Here is a 23876-nt window from a genome sequence, read left to right as displayed (position 1 = left end):
GCTTTCTCTTTCAGGTCGAAGCAACACTTGCCAAATCGGAAGATGAAAACGGATATGCTGGCGCCGCGAAGTAATCGACCAATCGGGGCTTTGCTTCCGCCAATGCGCTGGCCGGCTGCTTTGCCCCGCTCGTAGATTAGCCCGGGCAACTGGTCGAGGCGCCGGCGCCGGCCACCGCCGCAAAACCCACCTTTGTGCTATGGAGCGCGTCAAACGAATCTTCTGGCTGATTCACCTCGTCGTCTGGGTCTTATTCACCTTATTGGTCGGCTTGCAGCTGAGCACGGATGGCGACGCCCATTGGGTGAGCACCACCAAAGGGTTTATAGCCACCTGTTTGTACGTTTTTTACGGCCATTTCTACCTGCTAACCCAGTATTCCGGCAGGCCGAAAGGACGTGGTTATTGGCTGCGGCTGCCGGGCATCGGCCTGACCGGGCCGCTGCCTTTTTTCCTTTTCTACCAAAAGCCGTTCGACTTTGGGCAGTACATGATGCACCTCGTTACGGCCGTCGTCTTTCTCTTCCTGAGCTGGCTGGCCCGCGTCACCGAGACGCTGGTGCTCAACACCATCCGGAAAGAGCAGCTAGAGAAACAGGCCGTGGAGGCGGAGCTGCACTACCTGAGGTCGCAAATCAACCCGCACTTCCTGTTCAATACCCTCAACAACATCCACACGCTGGTATACAAGCAAGCCCCCGCGGCCCCGGAGGCGCTGATGCACCTGGCCTCGTTGATGCGCTACATGATTTATGAGTCGAATGCGGCCACGGTGCCGCTGGCCCGGGAAATGGATTACCTGCATGATTACGTGAGCTTGCAGCAGCTTCGGTACCGGAGCAACCCGGTGGTCGACCTGCAGCTGGCGGGAGATGTTGAAGCCTGCTCCATTGCCCCCTTGCTGTTCATTCACCTGCTGGAAAACGCCTACAAGCACAGCCCCGCCCGCCTCGGGCCCGGCGACCTGAAAGTGCGCCTGGAGGTAGCAGCCGGCAACCTGACCTTCAGCGTGCAGAACCCCATCGGCAACCGACAGGCTGCTACGCTGCAGGAACCCGGCGGCATCGGCTTGCCCAACGTCCGGAAAAGGCTGGCATTGTTGTATCCCGATCAGCACACGCTTGCCATTCAGGACGCGGGCAACACCTTTACGGTCACGCTCACCATCCACGGCCTCCACGCACCGGCGCATGAAAGAGAAGCTCACTTGCTACATCATTGAGGACGAGCACCTGGCCCAGGAAATCCTGGAGGAATACATCCGCAAAGTCCCGTTTCTGGAGCTGAAAGGCACTTTCATGAGCCCCTTGGAGGCCGCCGCGCCGCTGAAGGCCGACCAGCCCGACCTGCTGTTTCTGGACATCAACATGCCCGATCTGGACGGGCTCAGCTTCATCCCGATGCTCAGCCCCAAACCCCTGATCATCCTCACCACCGCCTACGACCAGTACGCGCTGAAGGCCTACGACTTGGAGGTGCGGGACTACCTGCTGAAGCCTTTCACGTTCGAGCGGTTTTACCGAAGCGTTTTGCGCCTGTACCAGGAGCAAAGTCCTAGGTATACCCCGCACAAATCAGTAGAAAGAGCCGATAGCCGGAACGAGCAGGAGTACCTGTTTCTGAAAGTTGGCCACCGCATTCAGAAAGTGGCTACCCGGGATATTCTCTTCGTGGAGGGCATGAAAGACTATTTACGGATTCATACCCCGGATGAGAAGATCATGACGCTGCTGAGCTTTGCCAAGCTCGAGGAGCTGCTGCCCGCTCAGGACTTCGCCCGCGTGCACCGCTCATTCCTAGTCGCCATTGATAAAATTGACCACATCGAGAAAAACCGAATTCAGATTGCCGACCAGATCATCCCCATCAGCGACACCTACGCCGACGCGTTTTACAAGCTGCTGCGGGGCTGGCAGTAGGGCAAATCGCGCTTGGTATTCTTTGCCCTCCAGGCAGCAGCCAGTGTCATCAGCGCATGGGTATCAGGCAGTGGCTGAAGAGGGGCATTGCAACAGGAATTTGGCGCAAACCAGCCGTGCCTTTGAAGGAATTGCGCAGCACGGGTGCCGTGGTGCGCGCTTGCCGCACCTGTTCCGTTTCGCCCCACCGCATCCGGGAAATCTTCCTGACCAATGGCTTAAGCACAGCGCAAACCTAGGGCGCGGCTTGGGCAGAGCCGCGCCGGGCGCGCTGGGTTGCCCTCGAAAGGGCGAGCAGATGCCGGAAGGCGTGCGGGTGCATATTTCTGAAAGCCACGAACTTTTCGCGTAAGCTTCGTTGGCCGGCTCCCTACACGCCGGAGCATATTTTTATCTTTGGCGGGCCAGCACCAGCCATTTTACGTGAGCCTGGGTAGCTCCTGCAAAGGCTGCTGGGAATTTGCGTTTTTCTCGATGCCCACGACCCTGCCTCCGCCCGACTGGCTGTCCGTCTTCAATGCCCAGCCCGGCGCCACCCTGTTGCTCTCAGCAGAATGGGTGATTGTGGGGGCCAGCGACGACTACCTGGCCGCGACCTTAACCGAGCGGGCCACTATCGTCGGGCAGTACATCTTCGAGGCGTTTCCCGACAACCCGCTCACCCCCGAGGCCAACGCCGTGGCCAACGTGCGCGCCTCGCTGGCCCAGGTAATGGCCACCCGCCAGCCGCACGACATGGCTCCGCAGCACTACGACGTGCCCGACCGCACCCGGCCCGGACACTTTGTGGAGCGCCACTGGAAGGCGCGCCACACGCCTGTGCTCGACGCGGCCGGGCAGGTGCAGTACATCATTCAGTCGGTGCAGGATATTACGGCCAGCCGCTTGGCCGAGCGGCAGCTAAGCGAAAGCCGAGCCAACGAGCAAGTAGCCCGCGCCGACGCCGAGCAGCAGCGCACCGAGTTTCGGCACTTTATCGAGCAAGCCCCCGTGGCCGTGGCCGTGTACCACGGCCCCCGGTTTCAGGTGGCCATGGCCAACGCCACAACGCTGGCCATCTGGGGGCGCACCCTGGATGCGGTGCTTGGGCGCCCCGTGTTTGAGGTGATGCCCGAGGCGGCCACGCCCGAGGTGCTGGCCATTTTTGAGCGGGTGTTCACCACGGGCACCCCGCATACGGCCAGTGAGCAGCCCACTACCATTTACCGCAACGGCCGGCAGGAGCTGGTGTACTGGAACACGGTGTTCGAGCCGCTGTGTGGGCCCGATGGGGGCATCAGCGGCTTGTTTACCGTGGGCACCGACGTGACGGCGCAGGTGGTGGCGCGCCAGCAAGTGCAGCAGCTCAACCAAGAGCTGGAAGCCCGGGTGCAGGAGCGGGCCCAGGCGGCGCTGGCGCTGCAGGCCGATTTGCTGGCCGCCGCCCAGCACCAGGCCCAGCAGCGCGAAACCTTCTTTCAGGTGTTCGAGCAAACCCCGGCCTGCATCGCCCTGCTGCGCGGCCCCGCGCACCGCTTCGAGTACGTGAACGCCGCCTACCAGCAGCTGTTTCCGGGCCGGCAGCTGGTGGGGCTGCCGTTGGCCGAAGCCCTGCCCGAAACCGCCGCGCAAGGCTTCGTGGCCTGGATGAACAACGTGTACCAGACGGGCCAAACCTTCTACGGCACGGAGGTGCTGCTCACGGTGGAACAGCTCGGCGGCCAGCCCGCCAAGGACGTGTACTTCACCTTCACCTACCAGGCCTACCAGGAAAACGGCGCGGTGGCGGGCATCTCCATTTTCGCCCACGACGTAACCGAGCAGGTGCTGGCCCGCCACGAGCGGGAGGCCCAGCAGCGTAAGCTGTACACCGTCTTCGAGCAGGCGCCCGCCGGCATTTGCATCCTGGCCGGGCCGGAGCTGGTGTTTGAGTTCGTGAACCCCAGCTACCAGCGGCTGCTGCCGGGGCGCGACTTAGCAGGCCGCTCCATCTTCGAGGCCATGCCCGAAATTGCGGGTACCCCCGTGGCCGGGATACTGCGCGGGGTTTACGCTACCGGCCGAACCCACGAGGAGCAGGCCCTGCGGATTCCCTTGGCGCGCCCAGCAGATGGCGTGCTGGAAGACCGGTACTTCACCTTCGTCTACCAAGCCCGTCGCGACGAACGCGGCGAGGTAGACGGCATCCTGGCGTTTGTGTTCGAAGTAACAGCCCAGCAGCAGGCCATTGCGGCCGTGCGCGAGAGCGAGGCCCGTTTCCGCATCATGGCCGATGCCGCGCCCAATCAAGTGTGGGCCGTGACGCCGGACACGACCATTCGCTACGCCAACCAGGCCTTTCTGAACTTCGTGGGGGTGAAGAGCGTGGAGGAATACACGGCCACGGGCTGGGCCGCTTATCTGCCGGCCGAAGAGCTCGAGCATGCCCAACGCACTTTGGGCGAGGCCATTCGCACCCGCTCGCTGTACACGCTGGAGCACCGCATGCGCCGCCACGATGGCGAGTATCGCTGGCTGCTGTCGCAGGGTGCACCCAGCTTCTATCCCAACGGCGAGCTGTACGGCTACGTGGGCTCAGCCATCGACATCACCGACCTCAAGCACGCCAACGAGCAGCTTACGCGCACCAACCGCGACCTGGATAATTTCGTGTACGCTGCCTCGCACGACCTCAAGCAGCCCGTTCACAACCTTGCAGGCTTGCTGGAAGAGCTGCTCCGTACCGCTACCTTCGCCGACCCGGCTGAAGAGCAGTTGCTGGTGCGGATGGTGGAGGAGGCCGTGCAGCAGTTGAATACCACCATCGAGGACTTGGCCGTGCTGGGCCAGGCCCAGAAAGCAAGCGAAACACCGGCCGAGCCGGTAGTGCTGGCGGATCTGACCGAAGAAGTACTCAACACGCTCGAACCGCAGGCACGCGCTGCCCGCGCCCGCCTTACCACCGATTTTGGCGTGCGCCCCACCGTGGCGTTTGCTCGCGCCAACCTGCGCACCATCCTGCTTAACCTGGTGAGCAACGCACTCAAGTACGCCGACCCGCAGCGGCCGGCGCGCATCCACGTCTCGATGTGGCTGGAGGGCGGGCAGCCCGTGCTGGTGGTGCAAGACAACGGGCTGGGCTTCGATGCCGAGAAGTACGGCGCGGAGCTGTTTCACCTGTTCCGTCGCTTTCACACCCACACGGCGGGTACGGGCGTAGGTCTGTACCTCGTAAACCGCATCGTGCAGGCCAACGGCGGGCGCATCGAGGTGCAGAGCCAGGAGGGCGCCGGCGCCACCTTTCGCGTCTATTTGGGCTGCGCTTAGGCTCAAGTGAGCTGGTTGTGCGCTGAGTCGTTTACGAGCCTTTAGTGAGCCCCAACGGGCGCTTGGTTGTACTACCCGCCCATCTGTTGCCTCAAGCAGTAAGGAGCGCCCGCGCCGGCAAACGCGCCTTAGGCATAGCGGCCTTTGCCATCCTCACCGTCGACGTGCCCAAGCGCGAGCTTGGCCAAGGCGTTGTTGTTCTGCGCAGCTGGCCGCATGCCGGGCCGTGCGGCCACTTGTGCCCTGCCCCAAGGGTTGTTAGGGGGTGCTGCACCTAGGCTGCCGGCGGTCTGCTTTTGGTTCAAGCCAGCCGGGCAAAGGGAGCAAAACCAGATGGGCTTAAAAACGAAGAAGCCCGCCGGTTATCGGCGGGCTTCTTCTGGTTGTGCGCTCCCTCCTGGGTGCGTATAACCAGCTACAGTATTTAATTAAGGGCAATACTAGGTTTTGGGTCCTGATTTGTGTCCCGGTTTAGGCTGTACAGCATACCTATGCTCAGCGGCAGTTGGTACATGACCATTATGCTGGCTGATCGGGCCACTATGAAACGCCACTTTTTGAGAAAAGTGGCGTTTCTTGGTTCCATGGCCTCCGCTGTTGGTACCCCTTCATTTACTTTGAAATTCGAATAACAAAGAATAGCACCGGCCAACGAACCCGGCCTGTGGCCGGCTGAAACTGCCGGCGGCTCAGTCCCCGAAGCGCCGACGTCGGCCAACTGCCACCGGTGGCTGGTAAACCGGTGTGGCCTGGGCCGGCCTACCATAGATTTCATACAGGCGCTTTTCTGCCGCGTAGCCGGAAAGCTGGCTTTCCTCCTCCCAGGTCAGCGTTTTCTCGAAGCGGGCCCGATGGCACAGGTGGTGCACGTAGGGGTCATAGTAGCCTTCCCGCAGGCGAACCACCACCTGTATTTTGTCGTGCAGGTACTCGTGTGCGACATTATCGACGTGGTAGATGGCAGAGCCGGTGACGCCAGATATAAAGCCCAGCTCAACTCCCTCACCAACCTGCGGCGGCACCGCCAGCCGGCATAAAAAAGTGATGTAGTCCCGTGGCCCCGGCACACAAAACAGGTACTCGACCTGCCGGAACTGCAGCACGTCGGCATCTTCTTGAATCAACCCCAGAAAGTCGTCGTGCCAGTTTTCCGCCCACCGCCGGAACACGGCCGCACTGATACCCAGTTGCTGCTGCAGCGACTTGGCCGTGGGCAGCTTCGCGTCCGGCGGCAGATCCATCAAAGCAGCTATCAGCGGCGCGTATTCTTTCTTCTGGCCGTACAGCTTCTCCATAGCCGGGCGCACCTGCAGGAGGCTGTACAGCATGTCTTTCGTGCCAATGGGCGGCTTGGGGCGTTCAGTGTAGCGCATATAACAAGATGCGCAGGCTGGGCGAGAAAACCTGCTGCAGGCTCCGAAGAGGCATTCTTACAAAGAAAGCCGCATGGCTTTCAGTGTTGGGTTTTTCTCGCTACTCGCACGTTGTGCCTCACAATTGCAGCAAGTTCGTCAGCGCGCTTCATCAGTTGATAGACCTCGTTCTTAATGGCATTCAACTCCGCAAGCTCCTTGCTGCTTGTTTGCTCAATAACCTGCTTGGTATTGACCACGCCACGCTGGATGTATAACGAAATCAATTCGGCCTTCTGCCGCTTCGTTTCTTCATCCAGATTCCGCGAGTTCAAATACGTCTGCCAGCTTTTACTGCCCTTACTGGAGTTGCAGGCCTTGCAGCACGGAACCAGGTTGCCGATCTGATGCCCAATACCTGAGAATTCACCTTTGCTGACTGTCGAAGAGATATGGTCCCAGGTCGCGGCCGGCTCGTCGCAATAGGCACACAACAGTTCACCGTCGGGGTCCTGCCCAAGCACTTTTAGCGCTTCATCAACAGCTTGCTCATCGTATTCATCAGCGGCTGATAGGGCAGCTGCAAAAGCGTGGTTAATTGTCGTCCAGCGTTTGTGATAGATGGAATAATCCTTCAGGTGGCTCTTGATAGCAGTTTTCTTCATTGTTGCCTTGATGGGTAAAGAGGCTACTGACCAATAATAGGGGTGATGCAGCCAAGTGTATTCCGCTGTGGGTAACTCGTAAGCACCACGTCCCTGCTGACTGCGCCCTTTGCCTACAGCACCTTCCCCCGCACGATTTCCAGCACCCGCCACATATACCGGATATCCTCGGCGGCCACGGTCAGGCTGCCGGCGTTTTCATTGTCGGAATGCAGCACCAGGTAGCCCTTCGTCAGCAGGTCGTTATCCTTGATGCGCTTGATGGCAAACTGGCTGCCGAACACCACGGCGTACACCCCGCTCACCGCGTACTTGCAGTCCTCCAGCGGAATCAGCACGGCGGCTACCTGCATACCCGAGCGCAGCTGGGGTTCCATCGAGTCCCCGTCTACGTCAATGACCCACGTTTTCCGGCCGCGCAGTTCCGGACTGGGGCTGTAGATGCGGATGGTATCAAACTGCGTCGTGTCCAGGTCGCACAGGTCCCCAAAGCCGGCGCGGGCAGGTACGGTAATGTGTATCCAGTCCTCGTAGTCTTCCTCATCCAGCGGGTGGGCCAGGCGGGCATTGCCGTTGAGGCCCGGCGTGGCTTCCTCCATCGGCCCAATGCCGAACCACAGCCAGTTGCGGCTGATTTCCAGCTTGCGCACAATCGTTTCCAGCACGTCCTGACTGGGCTGGTGCCGGCCGGCCTCCAGCTGCGTAACCGTCGGGCGCTTCACGCCCAGCAGGTCAGCCATTTGCTGCTGGGTCAGCCCCCGCACCTGGCGCACTATCCGCAGACGCTCCCCTGCACTGGTGCGCAGGTTTTCTTCCGCCACCTCCTGGGCCGGAGATTTTTTGATGGTAGCAGATTGTGTCATATAGTTTAGTTTTTGTTACATTTGGTCACTCCTTTAGTGGGTGAATTTGTAACAACCATGACAAATGTAACAAATTGAAACCAAATGCAACCATCTGAACTAAAAAAATCAGTGCCCGACCTGCGGGAGCTTTTGCCCCACGGCTCCATCACTTACATAGCCCACCGGCTCGACATTTCCCGGGCGGCCGTTACCAAGGCTCTACGTAAGGGCCGGCCCTCGCACCCGGCCGTGGCCGAGGCAGTTCGCCTTATCAAGGAGGCCGGCAGCCAGGCCGTGCAGCAGGATTTGTCTCAGCTTTCCAAATAACCCGCCATGCTTCTGTACTTCACCGCCGACAAGGAATACCCCCGCCGCCCGCTGCCACCGGCGCCCTACCTGCTGGAAGAGCCCCGCGCCGCCACCGCCGCCCTCGAAACCGCCGTGCGGGCCTGCCCCCGCCCCGATTACTTCGGCAATTACCCGTTCCCGACCCCGGCGCAGCGCCAGGAGCTGTGCCAGTGCCTCGATAGCCCTTACCTCACGCACCGCGAGGCGGTTTGGCTGGAGCTGTGGCGCACCCAGTTTGACACCGATACGGCCGCGCAGGTGCTCGGGCAGCTGCATATCATTATCCGCCACCGGCAGGCCACCGGCATTACCCCCGTGCCGCACAACGGCGGCTATTTCTTCCCTGAACGAGCTACCCAACCCCGGCCATGACCGAGCTGACCACGACCACCGCCGACGGCCTGCACATCATCGTGCGGATGCCTGACGACCACCCCTGGGTGCGCGAGTCCCTGGAGAAGGCCTGCGCCGCCGAGGCCCGCCGCCAGATGGAAAATACCCCGGCGCCTGACCCGGCCTGCGCCGTGCCCCGGGCGGCCGAGCTGCTGGGCCTGCACCCCGAAACCGTGCGCGACTACATGCGCCTGCCCGATAACCACCCGCGCCGCCTGCACTACGTGCCCGGCGAGAGCAGCCGCGGCGACCGGGTGCTATTGTCCCAGCTGCACGACTGGCAGCGCCGCAACCGTACCGACGCCGCGCTGATTGAGCCGGCTGCCGCTACTCGCCGTCGGCGGGCTGCCCGCCCGACCTGACCGGCGGGGCCGGTACCCGCGTGGTCAGGTAGCCGCGCACCTGCCACAGCTCGATGATGTCGGCCGCCGGCACGTGCATGGATGCTATCCGCGCATTGTCGGCCAGCAGCTCCACTACCTGCCGACGCTCCGTGATGGGCGAGGGCAGCCGCCGGACCAGCACGCTGCCGGGCACTACCACCACGCAAGCCGAGCCGGGCGCCAGCAGGTCCCACCGCTCCACGAAGGAGCACACGGCCACGTCGTGCCGCCTGATGCCGGGGTGCAGCTCGTCGCCGTCCACCTCGAAGGCGCGGAAGGTACCCGAGGCAAACAGCGGCAGCCGGAAGGTGCTGAGCTTGTCCAAGAAAGCCGGGTCATCGTGGCGCTTGGCGTAGGCGGCCTGGTCGCGCAGGGGCACCATCAGGATGTTCTCGTGCCCGGTGTGGTCCACCGTCACGGCCACCATCCGGCCCCCGCTGATGCCCCGCTCCGGCAGCACCGGCGCCTTGGCGGCGAACAGCGGCAGGTCGTTGGTTGAGGCCGCCCCGCCGCGCAGCATGGGCCCGGTGCCCAGGATCAGCCACTCCGGCGACAGGTCCGGCCACGTCGTCAGTAGCTCCACGATGGTGTCGTAGCCCGGCTTGGCGTCGTTGTTCACCAGCTTGTAAACTTTTGAAGGCTTTTCGTGGCCCAGCTTCTGCGAAGCCTGGTAGGCGTTCAGCCCGTGTGCTTCCAGAAAGGCCTTTATACGGTCGCCAACCTGCGTTTCCTGACTCATAGTGGGGTAGTGCTGCGGCCGGACCGTGCTGGTTACCGGCTTGTATTTCTATGCAAAGTACGCATCTGCTCACTACCTGCTGCTACCACCCGCTACGGTTTGTATGAACTACATTACCCATACCCGCGCTGCCTTTGCCTTCCTGGCCGCCGAGCCCACGGCCACCCCGCACCACGTCAGCCTGTACGTGGCCCTGTTCCAGCTCTGGAACGCCGCTCACTTCCCGCCCTCGGTGCTGCTGTTTCGCGACGAGCTGATGCGGGCCGCCCACATCGGCAGCGCCGGCACCTACCGCGCCTGCCTGCGCGACCTCACCGCCTGGGGCCTCATCACCTACCAGCCCAGCCAGAGCCAGCACCACCCCAGCCAGGCCCTCATGCACGAGCTGGGACCGGAAGCCGCCCTGCCCACTGCTACGCCTGAAAGTGCTCCAACCACAACCGCCCCAAGCCGTGGGCCAGGCCGTGGCGCAAGCCGTGGCCCGACCACCGGCCAAGCCGTGCCTCCTATTCTTAAAACACCGGTAACGGTAACAGACGAAGAAAACCCCACAGACTTTTCAAACGCATCTGCGGCGGGCGCGAAAATGAAGAAGGGCTATGCCGTGCTGGATGATTCGCTCTCAGCGGAGCAGTTGGCCGCGGAGGACTGTGCAGGCGAGGCCCCGAAAGAAAAAGTTGCGCCAAAAAGAAAAGCCCCCGGCAGGGGAGGAGGGCGGCCCGAGGTCCTGTTTGCCGAATCCGAGCTGGCCGACCCCGAGGCCTTCATAGCCGCCTTTGCCGGCACCGACTTCGAGCTGGCCAACCTGCGCTTCTACCACCAGAAAGTAGCCAACTGGCGCAAGGACGGGGAGCCGCCCCGCCGCCGCGACTGGAAAGCCACCGCCAAAAATTTCATGCTCAATGACATCGAACGCAACGCCCTCGTACTCGCCCCCGCGCAGCCAGTCGCCGGCTACGGCGCCCCCGCCCACGGGGCCCGAAGCGCAATTGCTGACTATTTCGACAGCCGCTACGCTTGAGCAGCTGGTCACCGTGTCCGATGAGCGCCCCCGCCTGCTGCTGGCCCGCATGTCCGTCGGCCTCGACTACGCCCAGGCCGCCGAAGCCCGCAAGCTGTTTCAGGTGCAGCGCAGCATCGGCGAAGGAGAGTTGCTGAAGCTGCTGGCCGTCATCTTCAAGGCCTTTGTCGATTCGGTGCGCGTGCCCCACAAGCCCGACGCGGCCGACCTCATCGAGCTGGCCGAAACGGTCATGCGCAAGTACAGCCACGACAGCCTCAAAGACATCATACTGGCCCTGAAGGAGGCCCGCACCAGTGGCCGCAACTTCTTCCAGGAACTCGACCAAGGCAAGATTTTCGCTTTGCTCAATGAGTATTTCGACAAGAAGGCTGCCTTCCTCGAAAGCCGCCACCTGGACCAGAAGGGTCAAGGTGCCGCCGCACAGTCCCAGGCCGTAGCTACCCTCGGCGACCTAGCCCCGAAGCTCATGCAGCAACTGGCCGACCGCATCCCCGACGACCACCCCAACCACGACGTGCTGCGCGCCCGCCTTAGCCTGCAGAAACAGCGCCGGCGCCGCGGCCTGCCCACCCCCGACCCCGAAGAATTCCGTCAACAGCAGCACGCCGCCGCTTTCCGCAACCCCCGTCCCGACTGGCAGGCCCGCCCCGATGCACCGCTGGGCGAAACCGGAAAATACGTGCGGCAGCTACGCGCCGAGAATGAGCAGCAGCGGCTGCGCAACAGCGCGTAGAAGAGCAATGACGGTCAGGGTAGCTATGGGCGTCTTTCAGCCTTTAGCTGCTCTAGGCATTATGCCGGCACGGCATCAGCCGTTTCCTCAAACACAATCAGCACGGGCCCCTTCAATACCTCCGGCTCTTCGTTCATATCAAACTCCCAGCCCCATTTACCGGCCAGCAGCTGCATGGCCGCCAAGTTTGCTTCCCCTCCCTCGTAGTCGAAGATGGAATACGCCACATGGGTTCTGCCCGAAGCCAGAATATCCACCATCTGCCGGCTGCAGCCCAGCAGTTCCGCTTCCCGGTCCGTCAGCTGCGCGTAGCCTGACTCCGGGTGCGGCAGGCACAGGCCATCCGTGGCCACCGGCCGCGGCTGCTCATTCGGAATACAGAGGTAGGCTTGCATAGGATGAGGATAGTGTACCCGCAGAGAAAACTGCCGATAACCACCACAAGTTAAGCACGATAATCTTGTCGGGTGCTAAGGAGTGACGGGAGAGCCTGTTAAGCCGATTTCCGGAATGCCGTGCAGGTGACAGTGAGCCACAAATTCAGCCAGCACCTGACGGGTGCTTTGTTCGTCGAGGAATGCTGTTATGGGAAAGGCTTTTGTAATCAGAGTACCGTTCCCGTCCGCCGTTTTCAGGTTGGTATAGCCCGTGCAAGCCCGTACAGCAGTAGGGGAAAATTCACTTTCAAACTCCCCGTGCCAGGTATTTTTTCCGATGAGGAAGCGCAGACGGGTTTCCGATACCTCAACCGGCGCGAAAGAGCGGATGTCGGTTTGCTCAGCACCAGCTTGGTCATAAAAGCCGGTGTCGCTTTGCAAAACCACCGCCAGTCTAATCCGATGCTCCCCTACCAGTTCCTCTCCCAGGAAGAACTCGTAATGGTACATGTTAAGCCAGTCCCAAGCCCAGTTGTCCAAGCTGCCCCGTCCATCCCGGGGCGTTACATTGCTGAACCAGCACCAACCGCCATGGTAGTTGCGGCCGAGTTGCTCAGCTATAAACTTTACGGTGTCCATCACCCGTGATTGAAACAGGTACAGGAGCCGGTAGGCCTTGCGCACGTCAAGGGCCACTGCCGCTAAATCTTCCTGGGTAAGCTCACTCATAAAATACGGGTGTCAGTTGGCGCTGCACTTGCCGAGCCGGGGTATGTAATCAGAATTGGGAGGATTTGCTCAGCAACGTCTGCAGTCCGTTGACCTGCCTGAGCCTTGTCAGCTCACTGCCAGGCATCGTCGCCAGCCAGTCGTTGGTGGCGTAGCCGTGCAGACCGAAACCGGCTATCAGGTCTTTGAGCAAGTGGCTGAGGTGTGGTGCATCAGGCGGTAGCTGCTGCTGGGCGGTGCGCAGAGCCCCCAGCAGAGTGCGCCACCGGCATTTGTACACTAATACCGTGCGACCTGGGAAGGTCAGATGTGTTGGCTGTTCATCGCCGTGGTCAATTCCCCCAACGGCCAGCAGGAACACGTTTTTCTCACAGCCATACTCATTGAAATACGCCTGCACCTGGTCACGCCACTGCTTAGGGTTTTGCTGCCCGTAGTCGTGACGCTTTGCCTCAATTATCAGATCAAATTCCGATGTGCGAACAAAAACGTCGGGCTCCACGCTGTACGTGTTGGCAGTGTACGTAGCATCCCACCTTGGCCAGAACTCATAACTGATAATTTCTGGCGAGGACTGGCAAGGTAATTCCAGGTTGTATGCCCCTTTGCACAACACCTCCCACAACAGGTTTGCAGGCAGGTAGAATAAGTGCCCGAATACCGAGGAAGTAAGCGAATCCTCCGACGCGCCGAACAACGCCCGCCAGTTCACGGCATCCTGAAAGTTGCGGCCTGCCTTGTTGTTTCTTATGGCATGAAGCATTGGACCGGCGTAAGTGAGGCGGCAAATAGCATCGGAGCCAGCACTTGCACAAGTACGAGCCCCGAATAGCTACACCTCGAAATGCGGCCGGGCCTTCCACCCCGGCCAGTCCCCGCCCCAGCGCACCGCCGGGCCGCCTTTACCAGCTGCGCGAACCGCCGCCGCAGTTCCGCCGACCAGCATAAAAATCACGTCTGGGGCCAGAGCAGGTACTAGGTTATGCGTCGACTTCCTGCCACGCTTGTAGGTCACGATATGTATTGGCGCCGTACGGCCCTGCGCGCACAGCCGTTTGCTGCTTCACTGTAGCCGCCACAATTTCTCATTCACCAACGGTAGGGGGACGGTTGTATGGCCGTTAATGGCTGTTGCAACTGACAGTGTCGTCCATCATTCAGCTTGTAAACCTTGAACGATGCACCGATCATAATGAAGAGGAAATTGTCCGAATTATCCTGTTTCCGTCCTAGAACCTTATCTTGCTCATCAATCCACCCCTAATAACAAACCTGTTTTCTGGTTATGAATGATTTAATGGCCTTAGGGCCTATGGCGTCGCCCCGTACTTGGCACCAGCTAGGTATTCTGCTGCTTGATGGCAGCGGATCAATGAAACGCGAAGGTAAAGGTGGCCGGCCCTTGGCAAGTGATGTAAATCAGGCAGTCAAAGATTTCCTGGGCTTCTTCAAGGGAAGCTCTAAAGCCAATAACTTCTCTATTGCAGTTATCACATTTGGCGAAGTAGCAGAAGAACATACTCCTTCAACCCCTCTGACCCAAATAGACGAAGACGCGGACTACAACCCGCTTCTGGGCCATGGAGATACCACAAACATCGGTGCAGCACTGGAGAAAGCAGAGAAAATAGCTTTAGCCCACTTAGCAGCACCCGAAGCACAGGGAGGCGTGCCCCATACGGCTCACATCGTTATTCTAACCGACGGCCTATGCCTTCATCCTGACCATACCCGGCAAGTGGCTGAGCGTCTCCGTCGCCAAGCTGGTGTGGAGTTATTCGGCACACTATTCACCCCCCGTGATGTATTGCGTCCCACTGCACCACAGGAAGCAGCGGCGGCAAAGGAACTAATGCGTGATGTTGTCGGTGATGACAGCCGGTACAAGACGACCTATGATGAAGCTGGTCTGCGCGACTTTTTCAAAAAGTCAATGTCAGCAAACGTTGCCTTGGCCACACGCACTATAGCCGACCTGTAAACGTGTCGGAAACCTCTTATACTGGCCTGTGCGTAGCTGTTAGCCAAGGGCGCAAGGCTGACAATCAGGACGCTTGCCGGGCACTTCCCCGAGCCGGCCGCAATGCAGTGATTCTGGCTGATGGACTAGGCGGGCTGCGGCATGGCGGTCCGGCCGCTCAGCAGGCGGTTGCTTTCATGGGCGACCAGCTTAGCGCTGCTACAGAGCGTCTGGACTATCCGGCTGTATTTGCCGCTGCCAAGCAACGTATCATTACTTACGCCCGCAGTGAAGGCCATACAGGCGAAGAGGCTGGCCATTATGCTACTACGCTGTTGCTGGTGGAGGAGACAGCCGATGCGGTACGGGTGGCATACGTAGGTAATGGTGCCATTTGGCATGTCCGTCCCCAGGCCATCCGCGAGCCTGAGCGCCAGCTACTGCCGTGGTCAGTAAGCAACTATCTTAACCCTCATAGTAAAGACGGAGATGGGTCCGAGCAGCTCTACCGACTACTGTCAGGAAATGACTTAGCATCCGAGGCTCAGCCCACCGTTCTGGATGTAGCCAAGGACCCGGTGCAGGGCGATATTTTCGTGCTCTGTACGGATGGGATTTACTCGGCTGACCAGCCCCTGCTAGGTCAGAACGAGACAGGCCTTTGGGTGCGGGCTGATGCCCAAGCTCTGGGGCTCGTGCGCGTTTTGCGCGAAGTCCTGATACATCCCTGTCCAACTAACTCTCTGTTGCAGGAGGCGCTTATTAGCTACCTGCAGTCCATCGAAAAGCAGTTAGACGACGATGCCTCTATAGGCGTGTTGGTGACGGGACAGGCAATGGCTTTTCTCTCCCAACCTGTGACAGTGCCTGCCGATGCTACTTCTGACAATTGATGATTCCCTCTCATCTGGTTTATGGCCCGAGTTGGCAGGCGGCATTCAGCAGATTGGTCTGGCTGACAAAGCATTTGCCAGTGGCGCTTACGGAGAGGTATATAAGGGCCTGACTCTGAATGGCAAGCCGTTCGCCAAGCCTTTGGCTGTCAAGCTGCTGTTTGAAGATGGTGCAGGAGTGGCCTTGGCTGGCTATTCAACTATCCGAAAGCTACAGGGCCAGATTGCGCAGCACGAGCTTGACTCTGCGGCTCAGGGCCGCACTTCGCTGCGTGACCTCCCATTATTACGGGCATTACCCCAACTGAGCTTTGCCGGCCACCGCGACGACACAGGCGAACCAGTGCGCGGGTATATTGCCGAATTGCTGCCACTACCTCCATTTGGGGAGTTCAACGACCTGTTCGACCACGACGACCCAAATGAACGACAGCGCCGGTACCAGGCTTTTTATGGCTTGGACCAAACACAGCGCCTACGGCTGGGGGTGGACCTGATACGCGGCTTTCAAGCCCTCACGCAGCTAAACTTTATCCATGCTGATCTGAATGCCCATAACCTCTTGGTTAGCGTTCAGCCTCCCGCCCTATGCTTGCTCGATTTTGACAGCGGTGCGGTAACTGCTGGTACCAAGGACGAGCCACAGACTTTTGGAAAGCCTGGCGAATGGCTGGCACCAGAAGTACTGACCCAGTTGATGCAGCCCGGTACTACCCGCGTTAAGGTGAACCTGGACACAGATACTTGGTCCGTTGCCATAGGTCTGCACTACCTGTTATTCCCTCTGCATCCGCTTTTCTTTCTGCGTACGCTGGGGCTTAATGATATGCGGGCTTACCTCAACCAGTTTACCTGGCCCGATATCGACACCAGCTCCCCGCTATTCAACCCGCAAGCGGCCGGCCACTACGCATGGTACCGGAAACAACTGACTACTCTGCCGGCCGGCTTACTGAAGCTGTTTTCTGCTACCATTAACTCGGGTACCTTCAATATCAACCAACGGCCATCTTATAACCGCTGGTTACAGGAGTTCAACCGTATGCTGGCCGTTGAGGCCGTAATTACCCGGTTTGATAGTTCTCCTCAGGTCGTGAGCGAGCCTTCGCCGGTCCGGATTTTCTGGCAAACCGATGGCGCGGTTTCCCTTACACTCTCCGGAGTGGGCGACGTGACTAACCTCACCGAAACCACCATAACTGTAAGTGATGATGCAACTTTTACCTTGGAAGCTACCAGTTTCGGTGGGCAGAAGGTAAGACAAGACCTCACCATAAAAACAGATAAGCGCCCGCCTGAAATATCTGGGTTCAGACCTGAGCCTTCGACTGTACTTGTCGGCGACCCTGTTCAGCTGTGCTGGCAGACCGCCCGTGCTGTTAAATTAACCGTAACTCCTGGCAACAACCCGGCAAAGCAGCTTGCCGCTGCCACTACGCTTTTCACGCACAAGCCCACCGAAACCACCCGCTACGTATTGCGGGCAGAATCAGCGTTTGGGCAGTCCACAAAGGCCAGCGCTGAGGTGCAGGTGTTCCCGCGCCCTGTCATTACCGACTTCGCGCCCGGGCACCAGAAAATCAAACCCGGCCAAGCCACCACGCTTCGCTGGAAGGCGAAGCATTTTCAGCAGCTAACCCTGCATGTCGGGTCGAAGGCGCACGATGTCACTGGGCGCAGCTCCTTCGATGTAAAGCCGACCGGTTCCGCAGACTACCAGTTGGAAGCCTTAGCCTTAGATGGGCGCACTACCATCAGCGCGGCCACAGCTATTGAGGTCGTACAACCGGTTAAAATCAAAAAATTCTCAGCCGACCGTACCGTCATTCTCCCCACTGTGGCGGTCCGTTTCAGTTGGCAGGTCATTCAGGGCCAGCAGTTGACGCTGGAACCCGATGGACTGGATGTCACCGGTGAATCCAGCTGTGAAGTGCACCCCGGCCGCTCTACCACTTACCGGCTTGTAGCTCGCAACGACTTGTACTCTGTTACCAGCGACGCGGTGCATATCGAAGTGCAACCTTTACCGCGCCTGGATGCCTTCAAGATGCCCCCAGCCCCCCGGCTGACGCTGACACCACCACCCACCCTGGGCCACTGGATGCCGCACGACCCAACCCAAGCCCGCCGACAACTCTTCGCCGAACAGGTGTTGCCGCCTGCCCCAGCAGGTTCTTCCCAATTACCTGTCGGCAACCTCTACGCGCGCCTGCGCACGGCATTGGCGGCTAAAGTTGAACGTCTTCTATCCGGCCAACCCGGTTCTGAATCCTGATGCAGACTCCTTCGTCATACTCCGCCACGGACGGACTGCTTTGGTTGGCCGGTGCTGAACCCCGGCTGCTGCGCCATGCATACACTGACCGCACCCGATTTATCAGCTTGGGTATGAGTGTTGGGGCTGCCGCACTGCTTATTGCCACAGCCGTAGCCCTAGGCATCAGTATGGCTACCTGGGGTTGGGCAGGTTGGGCCTCGTTCCCCATAGTGCTGATAGGTGCTGGATTCTGTCTGCACCGGGCATTCGCATGGGTATGGGAGGCAGCGCCGGAGCGCTTCGGCCGGCGGCTCGCCCTGCATGCCGTGGTACTGACTGTCGGTGCGGTGCTATTGTCTTGGCCAGTACAGCGCTATGTCTTAGGTCCGGTTACTCATCAGGCCTCACCGGCTGCCATGCAACTGTTGGTGTGGGCCATTCGCCTCACGGTGTTGCTGGTACTGCTGGTGCCTGTATATGCCACGGCCGTTTCCAGCCGGTGTGCCTATGCCCGCACGCTGGCTACCCGTCATGCCTTCAACTCAGTTTTCTCGCATTGAATAAACTTTACTAATGCCCTATTCCCGTATTCAATACCTGTGCTGGCTGTTTTCCGGTGCAGAAATATCCCTGTTAAAGGAGTGCCCGACCGATTACAACCGACAGGCCAGCATCGGCTTTACAATCCTCATGACCTGCCTTTTCGCTGGCATGGCCGGCGGTTTCGCAGCTTGGCGTTTTAGCGAGGGCAGCATACTAGCCGCTGGCATTTTCGGACTTGTCTGGGCCATGCTCATCTTCAGCATCGACCGCAGCATGGTTGTAACACTGAAGAAAGACCCAACGAAACCTAAAGGCGGCTGGGGAAAAGTAATTGCTTTCAGTGCTCGGATGGTATTGGCGGGCCTACTGGCTTTTCTGATTTCACTCCCACTCGAAACGTACATCTTCCATGTACAAATTGACAACGAATTAAGCCATCAAAATACTGCCTCACAGGATTCGCTTCAAAAGGAGTTGGAGCGGATATATGGCAAGCCTCAATTAGTTGCAGAACGAACTGAAGTAGAAGGTAAGATTGCTGGTGCCCAGGCAAACCAGAACAATTATGATCCGCCCTCCGGGGATTTTAAAGCTGCGAACCTAACTGTCCAACGCATTACGAATGAAATTGCCGGGTTAGACCGGGACATTGCCATTAATGAAAAAATTGCAGCAGATGCTTTCCGTGTCGTCCCTTACATAAGGTACACATACTATGTAGATGGAGAGCCCAGGCAGGCCTCCAAGCTCAATAAGCAATCTGACGCTTGGCAGAGATACAAACAGGCAACTGGTACCGCTACTAATCTTCGCAGGGCCAAGCGGGCCAGGATGGGGGACCAGAGTGGCGCAATAGCTACCAGAGAAACTATTCGGAAGAAGTACTTTGATGACAACAAGGACTTAATAGCCAGGCTGGAAGCAGAAGCAAAGACAAAGAAGATACAGCTTGATTCAGCTATTGCGAAGATTGACCACCAGATTGCAATTGAATTACCTAAGCGGGTTCGTGGCGGATTTGTGCGTGAGTTCACGGCTTTAGAGGATGCTTCCAGGGGCAATACTGGTTTGTTCCTGATGCTCTGGCTGATTCGGGCCATGTTCTTCATTATCGAACTGCTGCCCACTATTGTGAAGATGGTGACCCCAATCGGTGAATATGACCGGCAGCTCCACGCCCATGAGGAGCTTTTCGCGTTGGCTCTCCGCACCAACTATAGCATTATGGAAGGCCGGGAGCGGCTGAGGCAGCAGACCGAGCAGCGGATAGCCGAGCAATTAGAGCAGGCCCGTCTTGACCGGGAGTTGGAGCTTGGGAAAAATGTGTTGGAGAAGACCGCCACTTACCAGAATGACTTAGCCGAACGGATGCTCAGAGACTGGCACAAGCAGGAGCGTGAGAAGCAAAAAGCCGCTGCCATACCCAGGGCTCCGGCTAACCCGCCGGTTGCAGTCTATACTCCGTCCATGACCCAACAGACGCCTGTGGTTGCACCAAAATCTGCACCTACAGTACCAACCCAGAATGCACAGCCTGCGGTTGCGCCAGCTACTCCGGTAGCCTCAGTAACGTCACCGCCAATAGTTGCGGTACCGGTCCAAGCGGCCCAATCTACAGCAGTGTCTGCTGCCTCAACTATTACTCTTGCCGCATTGACATCCAAGCAATTTTGGTGGCTAAAACCTGATAACAGGAGAAACTGGTACGCCTTTGAAAATGGCTCAACCAATAATCGGGTTCGTCGGAAGATTAATGGAGGTGATATTGAAAATGGCCGCTGGGAGCATCCTAATGATGACAAGTCTTTGTTGCGGATAACCTTCAATACTGAAACCGAGGAGTACAATATCCAACGACTGACCAACACGGAAATGGTATTGCGCAATGCTGCCAGCGACGAAGAACTATCCTTTCTAGCCTGACATCCATGCCCTTCTCATTCCGAAAGCTGTTTAACCTCGGTCCTCTCCGTCTGTCCCTGACAAAGAAAGGAATAGGCGTCAGTATGGGCATACCGGGCATCCGCGTGAGTCAGCAAGCAAATGGCAGCCGACAAGTAACTATTTCGGTGCCGGGTACGGGGTTCACCTATACAAAAAAACTAGGCCGTGATAAGCAGTAGCTGATTCGGCTGGCTATTTCGTTTCCACCAGCACCGCCCCGCGCAGTACCGCGTCTTCATCCTTCGCATTAAAGGCCACCCCCGATACCGCCGCCATAGCCGCCGGGTTTGGCTTCCCCTCACTGTCAAACACCAAGTACGCCCCGTACTCCGGCCCTCTGGCCAGCACCTAGCACGTACAGCAGCCTCGGTACGCAGTCCGGCAGCACCTGTCTGGCCTGCGTCCAGGGAAGCGGGATAGACAGCGCCCCTTGTGCATTACTTCATTTTCGCTCCCCTGAGAAGCCCGTCTTGTTGCGACGTTTCCGCGGTGCATTCAACAGGTGCTGAGCCGCAATGCGTTGCTCTCAAAAATAAAACGAGCAGGCCATCTGGCCCGCTCATTTTGCTTTACACCTCAAAATGCGGCCGGTCCTTCCATCCCGGCCAGTCCCCGCCCCAGCGCACCGCCGGACTCGCCACCTTCATCAGCTGTGCGAACTGCCGCAGCAGTTCCGCCGACCAGCTTACCTGCCCGCCGGCCAGTAGAAAAGCCACATCCAGCGCCCGGGCCGGTACCAGGTTGTGCTTCGACTCCCCGCCGCGTTTGTAGGTCACGATAGGACCCGGCGCCGTGCGGCCCTGCGCGTACAGCCGCTCCTGCTCGGCCGCGCTCCGGTAGCCTTCCGTCACGATGGGCCGCCCCAGCCGGGCCAGCTCCGGCCGCGCCTGCCAGGCAGCCAGGGCCCGCCCGAAGGCCGTTCGCAGCTCCTCGTGCACGCCGGCCAGACGTGCTGCCTGCCGCGCCTGCTGGGCCTTAGGCAGCGTCACCACGCCGGGTAGGGGCAGCCGGTGGAACTTCGGCCGGCAGGGCCTCCGCCGGAATCTTCACGACCGCCTCCGGTTTCTGCAGGGCCTTGCGCACCGTGGCCCAGATGGTCACGATGGCCACCAGCGCCTGAATCACCAGATGCCCGTACTGCTCAATCTTGTCGGGGTCCGGCGGTACCAGTTCGTTGCTGGCTACCTGGCCCAGAAGTGCGGTTGCCATAATATGCGCCATATGGCCGGCTTTCGTGCTGCTGAACATGATGTTGGATGGCTTGGCGTTTGTATTTATTTACAACAAAACTACGTCGGCCACCACCCAACCTGCTGTAGCAGTTGCAGTTGGTTACATATGGTATTTTTCTGGGCAGCCCCTTCGGGCCGGGCTGTCCGCCACTCCGCTTCGCTGCGGCCCTTCGGGCAGCCTCCTTCGTCGGCTTGGCTACCATCCCTGCTGCATCCTCCCGATTCTGTTGCTGCCCGCTGAAGCCCCCAGACGCTCTGCCCCCGCACCCGCGGCCGGGCCGCCCTGTCTGCCCCGCACAGCCACCCCGCCAGGGCCACCCGTCCGCTCCCCTGATAAGGCCGCAGCCCGCCCCTGAAACGGGGCAGGCTGCCAGGTAAAGTGCGTTCAGGCCACGCAGGCCAAATAAAGCGGTGTGCTGCGCACCGGTTAGCTTAACCGGGGGCCTCCCCGGACCCCTCGCCACCGCGCCGGCACCCGCCGGCTCCATTCCGCTCTGCTGCATTCCGACCGGCCAGTACCTCTTGCCGCCATCCATGCCCACCGGCCCTGAAAAACGGGCCGCCGGTCATCCTAGCCACCACGCGGGGCCAGCCGCCGGTCCGGCTCCGCTGCTCTGCGCCTCCCCGTCGGCCCGCCCCTAAGCCCCCGCCCATAGGAGCGTTGCACGCAGCCTCAGTGGGGGAAGGCCCCCACACCCCCTGGGTATTTAAGGGCAGGCAGGTGGCCCCGGCAGCCCCCGCCGTGCGCCGGTCGCCCGGCTCAGGAGTCCAGGGGCAGCAGCTCCACCGCACGGCCCAGGCGGCGGGCGGCGCGCAGGGCGCTCAATGTGCCCTTGCTGCGGCCGTCCCACACCACCAGCACCAGGTCGGCGCGGCGTACTATTTCGGCGTTGCGCACGTGGGGCGCAGCCGTGGGGCCGTGGGCGGCATAGTCCGGGCGCAGCTCTGTCAGCGGCACCCCGTGGGCGCGGGCCCAGGCGGCGGCCAGCTGGTCCACGCCGGCCGCTCCGCCGCTTACCACTTCGGCCGGCGCCAGTTCGCCCAGCCGTGCCAGCAGGGCCGCACAGCTTTTTACGCTTCGGCTGCCTACTACAGCTATTATTTTGTCTTTTACCATGATATAAGATATTGAAATTTCCTTGTATTTCAAGGGGTTATTGGCGAATAATACTTGTATTATATTGCATGTTATTCCAATTATTATTGTATATTTATACAAGTAAGTCGGGAAAGGCCCGGCTGCCTGCCTTGCCCGGAGGCCTACGGCGCGGGGCACCCCACGGCTAACACCTACAGCCCATGTTCACCGCTTTGCAGTATTCGCAGCTCGTTGCCGCTGCCTGGTCCGGTCCGGCCGCCGCCCATTTCGCCACCATCAGCCACTACGTGGCCCCGGAAGGCTACACCCGCACGCAATACACGGCCTCGTACCACGTCGGCCGCGCCTGCCACCTGGGGCAGGCCGAGTGCCCCTTCCAGGCCATTGCCGCCGCCGTGCAGGCGTTTGCGGTGGCCCAGCCCGCCCCCAGCTTGTTGGGCGCGCTGGCCGTGACCCATGCCGCCCAGGCGCTGGCTGCCGCGGCCCAGGCGCTGGCTGGTGGCCCCTTCCGCCGCCCCGGCTTCGCCTTCCGCTGCCTCCGCCACCGTTGCGCCCGCCTGCGCTATGCGTAGCGCCCTGCTATCCGCGCCGGCCGCTCCCATATCGGGGGCGGCCCCGGCGCCCACCGTGCGCCAGCAGCTGGCCCGCACGCAGTCGGTGATGTTCGATGCCCGGCACGCCCTGTACGCGCTGCGCGAGGAGCACCCCCGCCAGCCGGCCCGCTTCGCCCGCATCCGCGCCGCCATCCTGCGCCTGCGCGAGGCCCGCGCCGCCTATAAGGCCGCCTGCGAGGCTTTCCACGCCAGCCCGGAAGGGGCTCAGCTCCACCGCTTGCGCCAGCAGTATGCCCGCTGGTAGCAGCCCGCAGGCCGGCCGTTGGCATACGGCCTGCCTGTACGCCGGCGACAAGGGCTGGGCCGTGGTGCGCGACGTGGCCCTGCCCGGCACCCGGCCCGGCGGCCCCGGCCACTACCAGCAGGAGGCCGCCCCCGGCGCCTACGCCACCCACGAGCAGGCTCAGGCCGCGGCCGATGCCCTGAACGCGCCGCCCGTGCTGCGCCTGCGCCCGGCCGACCGCTACGGCGAGTTGCCCACTCCGGCCGACGACTACCACCCCCACCCTTGGGACCTGAAATAATCCACCATCGGCCCGCGC

At 60.3% G+C, this 23876-nt stretch carries 27 protein-coding genes; 17 read left to right on the top strand and 10 right to left on the bottom strand.

Annotated elements, in window-relative coordinates:
- Nucleotides 1–199: 199 nt before the first annotated feature.
- The 3 genes from OIS50_RS13520 to OIS50_RS13510 all read left to right on the top strand — a co-directional run bounded on the left by OIS50_RS13520 (nt 200) and on the right by OIS50_RS13510 (nt 5204).
- Nucleotides 200–1222, top strand: a complete 1023-nt coding sequence (locus OIS50_RS13520) for a sensor histidine kinase (RefSeq protein WP_264691167.1) — start codon at nt 200–202, stop codon at nt 1220–1222.
- Nucleotides 1191–1919 carry a LytR/AlgR family response regulator transcription factor gene (locus OIS50_RS13515; protein ID WP_264691166.1) on the top strand — a complete coding sequence of 243 codons (729 nt, stop codon included), beginning with the start codon at nt 1191–1193 and terminating at the stop codon, nt 1917–1919. Before OIS50_RS13520 ends, OIS50_RS13515 begins: the two co-directional genes overlap by 32 nt.
- A 474-nt stretch (nt 1920–2393) precedes the next feature.
- Nucleotides 2394–5204 (top strand): PAS domain-containing protein, encoded by a 2811-nt coding sequence (locus tag OIS50_RS13510; protein WP_264691165.1) that lies wholly within the window; start codon nt 2394–2396, stop codon nt 5202–5204.
- Nucleotides 5205–5893: 689 nt separating this feature from the next.
- On the opposite strand, the gene OIS50_RS13505 is transcribed toward OIS50_RS13510, so the two are convergent.
- The 3 genes from OIS50_RS13505 to OIS50_RS13495 form a co-directional block, all read right to left on the bottom strand.
- Nucleotides 5894–6577, bottom strand: a complete 684-nt coding sequence (locus tag OIS50_RS13505; RefSeq protein ID WP_264691164.1) for a hypothetical protein — start codon at nt 6575–6577, stop codon at nt 5894–5896.
- A gap of 80 nt (nt 6578–6657) precedes the next feature.
- Entirely contained in the window at nt 6658–7221 is a 564-nt protein-coding gene (locus tag OIS50_RS13500; protein ID WP_264691163.1) for an HNH endonuclease, read from the bottom strand.
- Between the two features lie 113 nt (nt 7222–7334).
- Entirely contained in the window at nt 7335–8084 is a 750-nt protein-coding gene (locus OIS50_RS13495; RefSeq protein ID WP_264691162.1) for an XRE family transcriptional regulator, read from the bottom strand.
- An 84-nt stretch (nt 8085–8168) separates the two neighbouring features.
- On the opposite strand from OIS50_RS13495, the gene OIS50_RS13490 reads away from it, so the two are divergent.
- Genes OIS50_RS13490 through OIS50_RS13480 form a run of 3 tightly spaced genes read left to right on the top strand, consistent with a single transcriptional unit; the run spans nt 8169 to nt 9169 of the window.
- Nucleotides 8169–8393, top strand: coding sequence for a hypothetical protein (locus OIS50_RS13490; protein WP_135530105.1), 225 nt, complete (start codon nt 8169–8171; stop codon nt 8391–8393).
- A gap of 6 nt (nt 8394–8399) precedes the next feature.
- A complete protein-coding gene (locus OIS50_RS13485; RefSeq protein ID WP_264691161.1) occupies nt 8400–8786 on the top strand; it encodes a hypothetical protein in 387 nt (128 codons plus the stop codon).
- Nucleotides 8783–9169 (top strand): hypothetical protein, encoded by a 387-nt coding sequence (locus tag OIS50_RS13480; RefSeq protein ID WP_264691160.1) that lies wholly within the window; start codon nt 8783–8785, stop codon nt 9167–9169. The genes OIS50_RS13485 and OIS50_RS13480 overlap by 4 nt, the downstream gene beginning before the upstream one ends.
- On the opposite strand, the gene OIS50_RS13475 is transcribed toward OIS50_RS13480, so the two are convergent.
- The gene (locus OIS50_RS13475) at nt 9135–9929 is read right to left on the bottom strand and encodes a helix-turn-helix domain-containing protein (RefSeq protein ID WP_264691159.1); all 795 of its coding nucleotides are present in this window, start codon (nt 9927–9929) and stop codon (nt 9135–9137) included. The two genes, OIS50_RS13480 and OIS50_RS13475, sit on opposite strands and share 35 nt — an antisense overlap.
- A gap of 103 nt (nt 9930–10032) precedes the next feature.
- On the opposite strand from OIS50_RS13475, the gene OIS50_RS13470 reads away from it, so the two are divergent.
- Nucleotides 10033–10950 (top strand): hypothetical protein, encoded by a 918-nt coding sequence (locus OIS50_RS13470; RefSeq protein WP_264691158.1) that lies wholly within the window; start codon nt 10033–10035, stop codon nt 10948–10950.
- Complete coding sequence (locus OIS50_RS13465) at nt 10832–11686, top strand: hypothetical protein (protein ID WP_264691157.1); 855 nt, start codon at nt 10832–10834, stop codon at nt 11684–11686. The genes OIS50_RS13470 and OIS50_RS13465 overlap by 119 nt, the downstream gene beginning before the upstream one ends.
- A gap of 59 nt (nt 11687–11745) precedes the next feature.
- Here OIS50_RS13465 and OIS50_RS13460 read toward each other — a convergent pair whose 3' ends face one another.
- The 3 genes from OIS50_RS13460 to OIS50_RS13450 form a co-directional block, all read right to left on the bottom strand.
- A complete protein-coding gene (locus OIS50_RS13460; RefSeq protein WP_264691156.1) occupies nt 11746–12081 on the bottom strand; it encodes a hypothetical protein in 336 nt (111 codons plus the stop codon).
- Nucleotides 12082–12156: 75 nt separating this feature from the next.
- Nucleotides 12157–12792: a hypothetical protein gene (locus OIS50_RS13455; RefSeq protein WP_264691155.1), complete on the bottom strand. Its 636-nt coding sequence runs from the start codon at nt 12790–12792 to the stop codon at nt 12157–12159.
- A 49-nt stretch (nt 12793–12841) separates the two neighbouring features.
- A complete protein-coding gene (locus OIS50_RS13450) occupies nt 12842–13555 on the bottom strand; it encodes a hypothetical protein (RefSeq protein ID WP_264691154.1) in 714 nt (237 codons plus the stop codon).
- A gap of 522 nt (nt 13556–14077) precedes the next feature.
- On the opposite strand from OIS50_RS13450, the gene OIS50_RS13445 reads away from it, so the two are divergent.
- From OIS50_RS13445 to OIS50_RS13420, 6 genes are all read left to right on the top strand, one after another.
- On the top strand, nt 14078–14773 hold the full coding sequence (locus OIS50_RS13445) for a vWA domain-containing protein (protein ID WP_264691153.1): 696 nt from the start codon (nt 14078–14080) through the stop codon (nt 14771–14773).
- 2 nt (nt 14774–14775) lie between these two features.
- Nucleotides 14776–15645 carry a protein phosphatase 2C domain-containing protein gene (locus tag OIS50_RS13440; RefSeq protein WP_264691152.1) on the top strand — a complete coding sequence of 290 codons (870 nt, stop codon included), beginning with the start codon at nt 14776–14778 and terminating at the stop codon, nt 15643–15645.
- Nucleotides 15626–17920 carry a protein kinase domain-containing protein gene (locus OIS50_RS13435; RefSeq protein WP_264691151.1) on the top strand — a complete coding sequence of 765 codons (2295 nt, stop codon included), beginning with the start codon at nt 15626–15628 and terminating at the stop codon, nt 17918–17920. Before OIS50_RS13440 ends, OIS50_RS13435 begins: the two co-directional genes overlap by 20 nt.
- A gap of 398 nt (nt 17921–18318) precedes the next feature.
- Nucleotides 18319–18462 (top strand): hypothetical protein, encoded by a 144-nt coding sequence (locus OIS50_RS13430; RefSeq protein WP_264691150.1) that lies wholly within the window; start codon nt 18319–18321, stop codon nt 18460–18462.
- Between the two features lie 13 nt (nt 18463–18475).
- Nucleotides 18476–20368: a DUF4407 domain-containing protein gene (locus OIS50_RS13425; RefSeq protein WP_264691149.1), complete on the top strand. Its 1893-nt coding sequence runs from the start codon at nt 18476–18478 to the stop codon at nt 20366–20368.
- 5 nt (nt 20369–20373) lie between these two features.
- Nucleotides 20374–20568 carry a DUF4236 domain-containing protein gene (locus OIS50_RS13420; RefSeq protein WP_264691148.1) on the top strand — a complete coding sequence of 65 codons (195 nt, stop codon included), beginning with the start codon at nt 20374–20376 and terminating at the stop codon, nt 20566–20568.
- Nucleotides 20569–20958: 390 nt separating this feature from the next.
- Here OIS50_RS13420 and OIS50_RS13415 read toward each other — a convergent pair whose 3' ends face one another.
- From OIS50_RS13415 to OIS50_RS13405, 3 genes are all read right to left on the bottom strand, one after another.
- Entirely contained in the window at nt 20959–21381 is a 423-nt protein-coding gene (locus OIS50_RS13415; RefSeq protein ID WP_264691147.1) for a M15 family metallopeptidase, read from the bottom strand.
- Nucleotides 21365–21598, bottom strand: a complete 234-nt coding sequence (locus tag OIS50_RS13410; RefSeq protein ID WP_264691146.1) for a hypothetical protein — start codon at nt 21596–21598, stop codon at nt 21365–21367. Before OIS50_RS13410 ends, OIS50_RS13415 begins: the two co-directional genes overlap by 17 nt.
- Nucleotides 21599–22381: 783 nt before the next feature.
- A complete protein-coding gene (locus tag OIS50_RS13405; protein WP_264691145.1) occupies nt 22382–22738 on the bottom strand; it encodes a DUF2493 domain-containing protein in 357 nt (118 codons plus the stop codon).
- A 182-nt stretch (nt 22739–22920) separates the two neighbouring features.
- On the opposite strand from OIS50_RS13405, the gene OIS50_RS13400 reads away from it, so the two are divergent.
- The 3 genes from OIS50_RS13400 to OIS50_RS13390 are packed head-to-tail and all read left to right on the top strand — an operon-like array spanning nt 22921 to nt 23858.
- A complete protein-coding gene (locus tag OIS50_RS13400) occupies nt 22921–23292 on the top strand; it encodes a hypothetical protein (protein WP_264691143.1) in 372 nt (123 codons plus the stop codon).
- The gene (locus OIS50_RS13395) at nt 23285–23578 is read left to right on the top strand and encodes a hypothetical protein (protein WP_264691142.1); all 294 of its coding nucleotides are present in this window, start codon (nt 23285–23287) and stop codon (nt 23576–23578) included. The genes OIS50_RS13400 and OIS50_RS13395 overlap by 8 nt, the downstream gene beginning before the upstream one ends.
- Complete coding sequence (locus tag OIS50_RS13390; RefSeq protein WP_264691141.1) at nt 23565–23858, top strand: hypothetical protein; 294 nt, start codon at nt 23565–23567, stop codon at nt 23856–23858. The genes OIS50_RS13395 and OIS50_RS13390 overlap by 14 nt, the downstream gene beginning before the upstream one ends.
- Nucleotides 23859–23876 lie beyond the last annotated feature (18 nt).

Origin of the sequence: Hymenobacter sp. YIM 151858-1 (assembly GCF_025979705.1) — a bacterium.
Taxonomy (GTDB): Bacteria; Bacteroidota; Bacteroidia; order Cytophagales; family Hymenobacteraceae; genus Solirubrum.
This window is presented reverse-complemented; position numbering and strand designations above follow the sequence as displayed.

What these genes read in the sequence shown, in the direction of transcription:
- OIS50_RS13520 (WP_264691167.1), top strand. Translation starts at nt 200, where the DNA reads ATGGAGCGCGTCAAACGAATCTTCTGGCTGATTCACCTCGTCGTCTGG.
- OIS50_RS13515 (WP_264691166.1), top strand. Translation starts at nt 1,191, where the DNA reads ATGAAAGAGAAGCTCACTTGCTACATCATTGAGGACGAGCACCTGGCC.
- OIS50_RS13510 (WP_264691165.1), top strand. Translation starts at nt 2,394, where the DNA reads ATGCCCACGACCCTGCCTCCGCCCGACTGGCTGTCCGTCTTCAATGCC.
- OIS50_RS13505 (WP_264691164.1), bottom strand. Translation starts at nt 6,577, where the DNA reads ATGCGCTACACTGAACGCCCCAAGCCGCCCATTGGCACGAAAGACATG.
- OIS50_RS13500 (WP_264691163.1), bottom strand. Translation starts at nt 7,221, where the DNA reads ATGAAGAAAACTGCTATCAAGAGCCACCTGAAGGATTATTCCATCTAT.
- OIS50_RS13495 (WP_264691162.1), bottom strand. Translation starts at nt 8,084, where the DNA reads ATGACACAATCTGCTACCATCAAAAAATCTCCGGCCCAGGAGGTGGCG.
- OIS50_RS13490 (WP_135530105.1), top strand. Translation starts at nt 8,169, where the DNA reads ATGCAACCATCTGAACTAAAAAAATCAGTGCCCGACCTGCGGGAGCTT.
- OIS50_RS13485 (WP_264691161.1), top strand. Translation starts at nt 8,400, where the DNA reads ATGCTTCTGTACTTCACCGCCGACAAGGAATACCCCCGCCGCCCGCTG.
- OIS50_RS13480 (WP_264691160.1), top strand. Translation starts at nt 8,783, where the DNA reads ATGACCGAGCTGACCACGACCACCGCCGACGGCCTGCACATCATCGTG.
- OIS50_RS13475 (WP_264691159.1), bottom strand. Translation starts at nt 9,929, where the DNA reads ATGAGTCAGGAAACGCAGGTTGGCGACCGTATAAAGGCCTTTCTGGAA.
- OIS50_RS13470 (WP_264691158.1), top strand. Translation starts at nt 10,033, where the DNA reads ATGAACTACATTACCCATACCCGCGCTGCCTTTGCCTTCCTGGCCGCC.
- OIS50_RS13465 (WP_264691157.1), top strand. Translation starts at nt 10,832, where the DNA reads ATGACATCGAACGCAACGCCCTCGTACTCGCCCCCGCGCAGCCAGTCG.
- OIS50_RS13460 (WP_264691156.1), bottom strand. Translation starts at nt 12,081, where the DNA reads ATGCAAGCCTACCTCTGTATTCCGAATGAGCAGCCGCGGCCGGTGGCC.
- OIS50_RS13455 (WP_264691155.1), bottom strand. Translation starts at nt 12,792, where the DNA reads ATGAGTGAGCTTACCCAGGAAGATTTAGCGGCAGTGGCCCTTGACGTG.
- OIS50_RS13450 (WP_264691154.1), bottom strand. Translation starts at nt 13,555, where the DNA reads ATGCTTCATGCCATAAGAAACAACAAGGCAGGCCGCAACTTTCAGGAT.
- OIS50_RS13445 (WP_264691153.1), top strand. Translation starts at nt 14,078, where the DNA reads ATGAATGATTTAATGGCCTTAGGGCCTATGGCGTCGCCCCGTACTTGG.
- OIS50_RS13435 (WP_264691151.1), top strand. Translation starts at nt 15,626, where the DNA reads ATGCTACTTCTGACAATTGATGATTCCCTCTCATCTGGTTTATGGCCC.
- OIS50_RS13430 (WP_264691150.1), top strand. Translation starts at nt 18,319, where the DNA reads ATGCAACTGTTGGTGTGGGCCATTCGCCTCACGGTGTTGCTGGTACTG.
- OIS50_RS13425 (WP_264691149.1), top strand. Translation starts at nt 18,476, where the DNA reads ATGCCCTATTCCCGTATTCAATACCTGTGCTGGCTGTTTTCCGGTGCA.
- OIS50_RS13420 (WP_264691148.1), top strand. Translation starts at nt 20,374, where the DNA reads ATGCCCTTCTCATTCCGAAAGCTGTTTAACCTCGGTCCTCTCCGTCTG.
- OIS50_RS13410 (WP_264691146.1), bottom strand. Translation starts at nt 21,598, where the DNA reads ATGGCAACCGCACTTCTGGGCCAGGTAGCCAGCAACGAACTGGTACCG.
- OIS50_RS13405 (WP_264691145.1), bottom strand. Translation starts at nt 22,738, where the DNA reads ATGGTAAAAGACAAAATAATAGCTGTAGTAGGCAGCCGAAGCGTAAAA.
- OIS50_RS13400 (WP_264691143.1), top strand. Translation starts at nt 22,921, where the DNA reads ATGTTCACCGCTTTGCAGTATTCGCAGCTCGTTGCCGCTGCCTGGTCC.
- OIS50_RS13395 (WP_264691142.1), top strand. Translation starts at nt 23,285, where the DNA reads ATGCGTAGCGCCCTGCTATCCGCGCCGGCCGCTCCCATATCGGGGGCG.
- OIS50_RS13390 (WP_264691141.1), top strand. Translation starts at nt 23,565, where the DNA reads ATGCCCGCTGGTAGCAGCCCGCAGGCCGGCCGTTGGCATACGGCCTGC.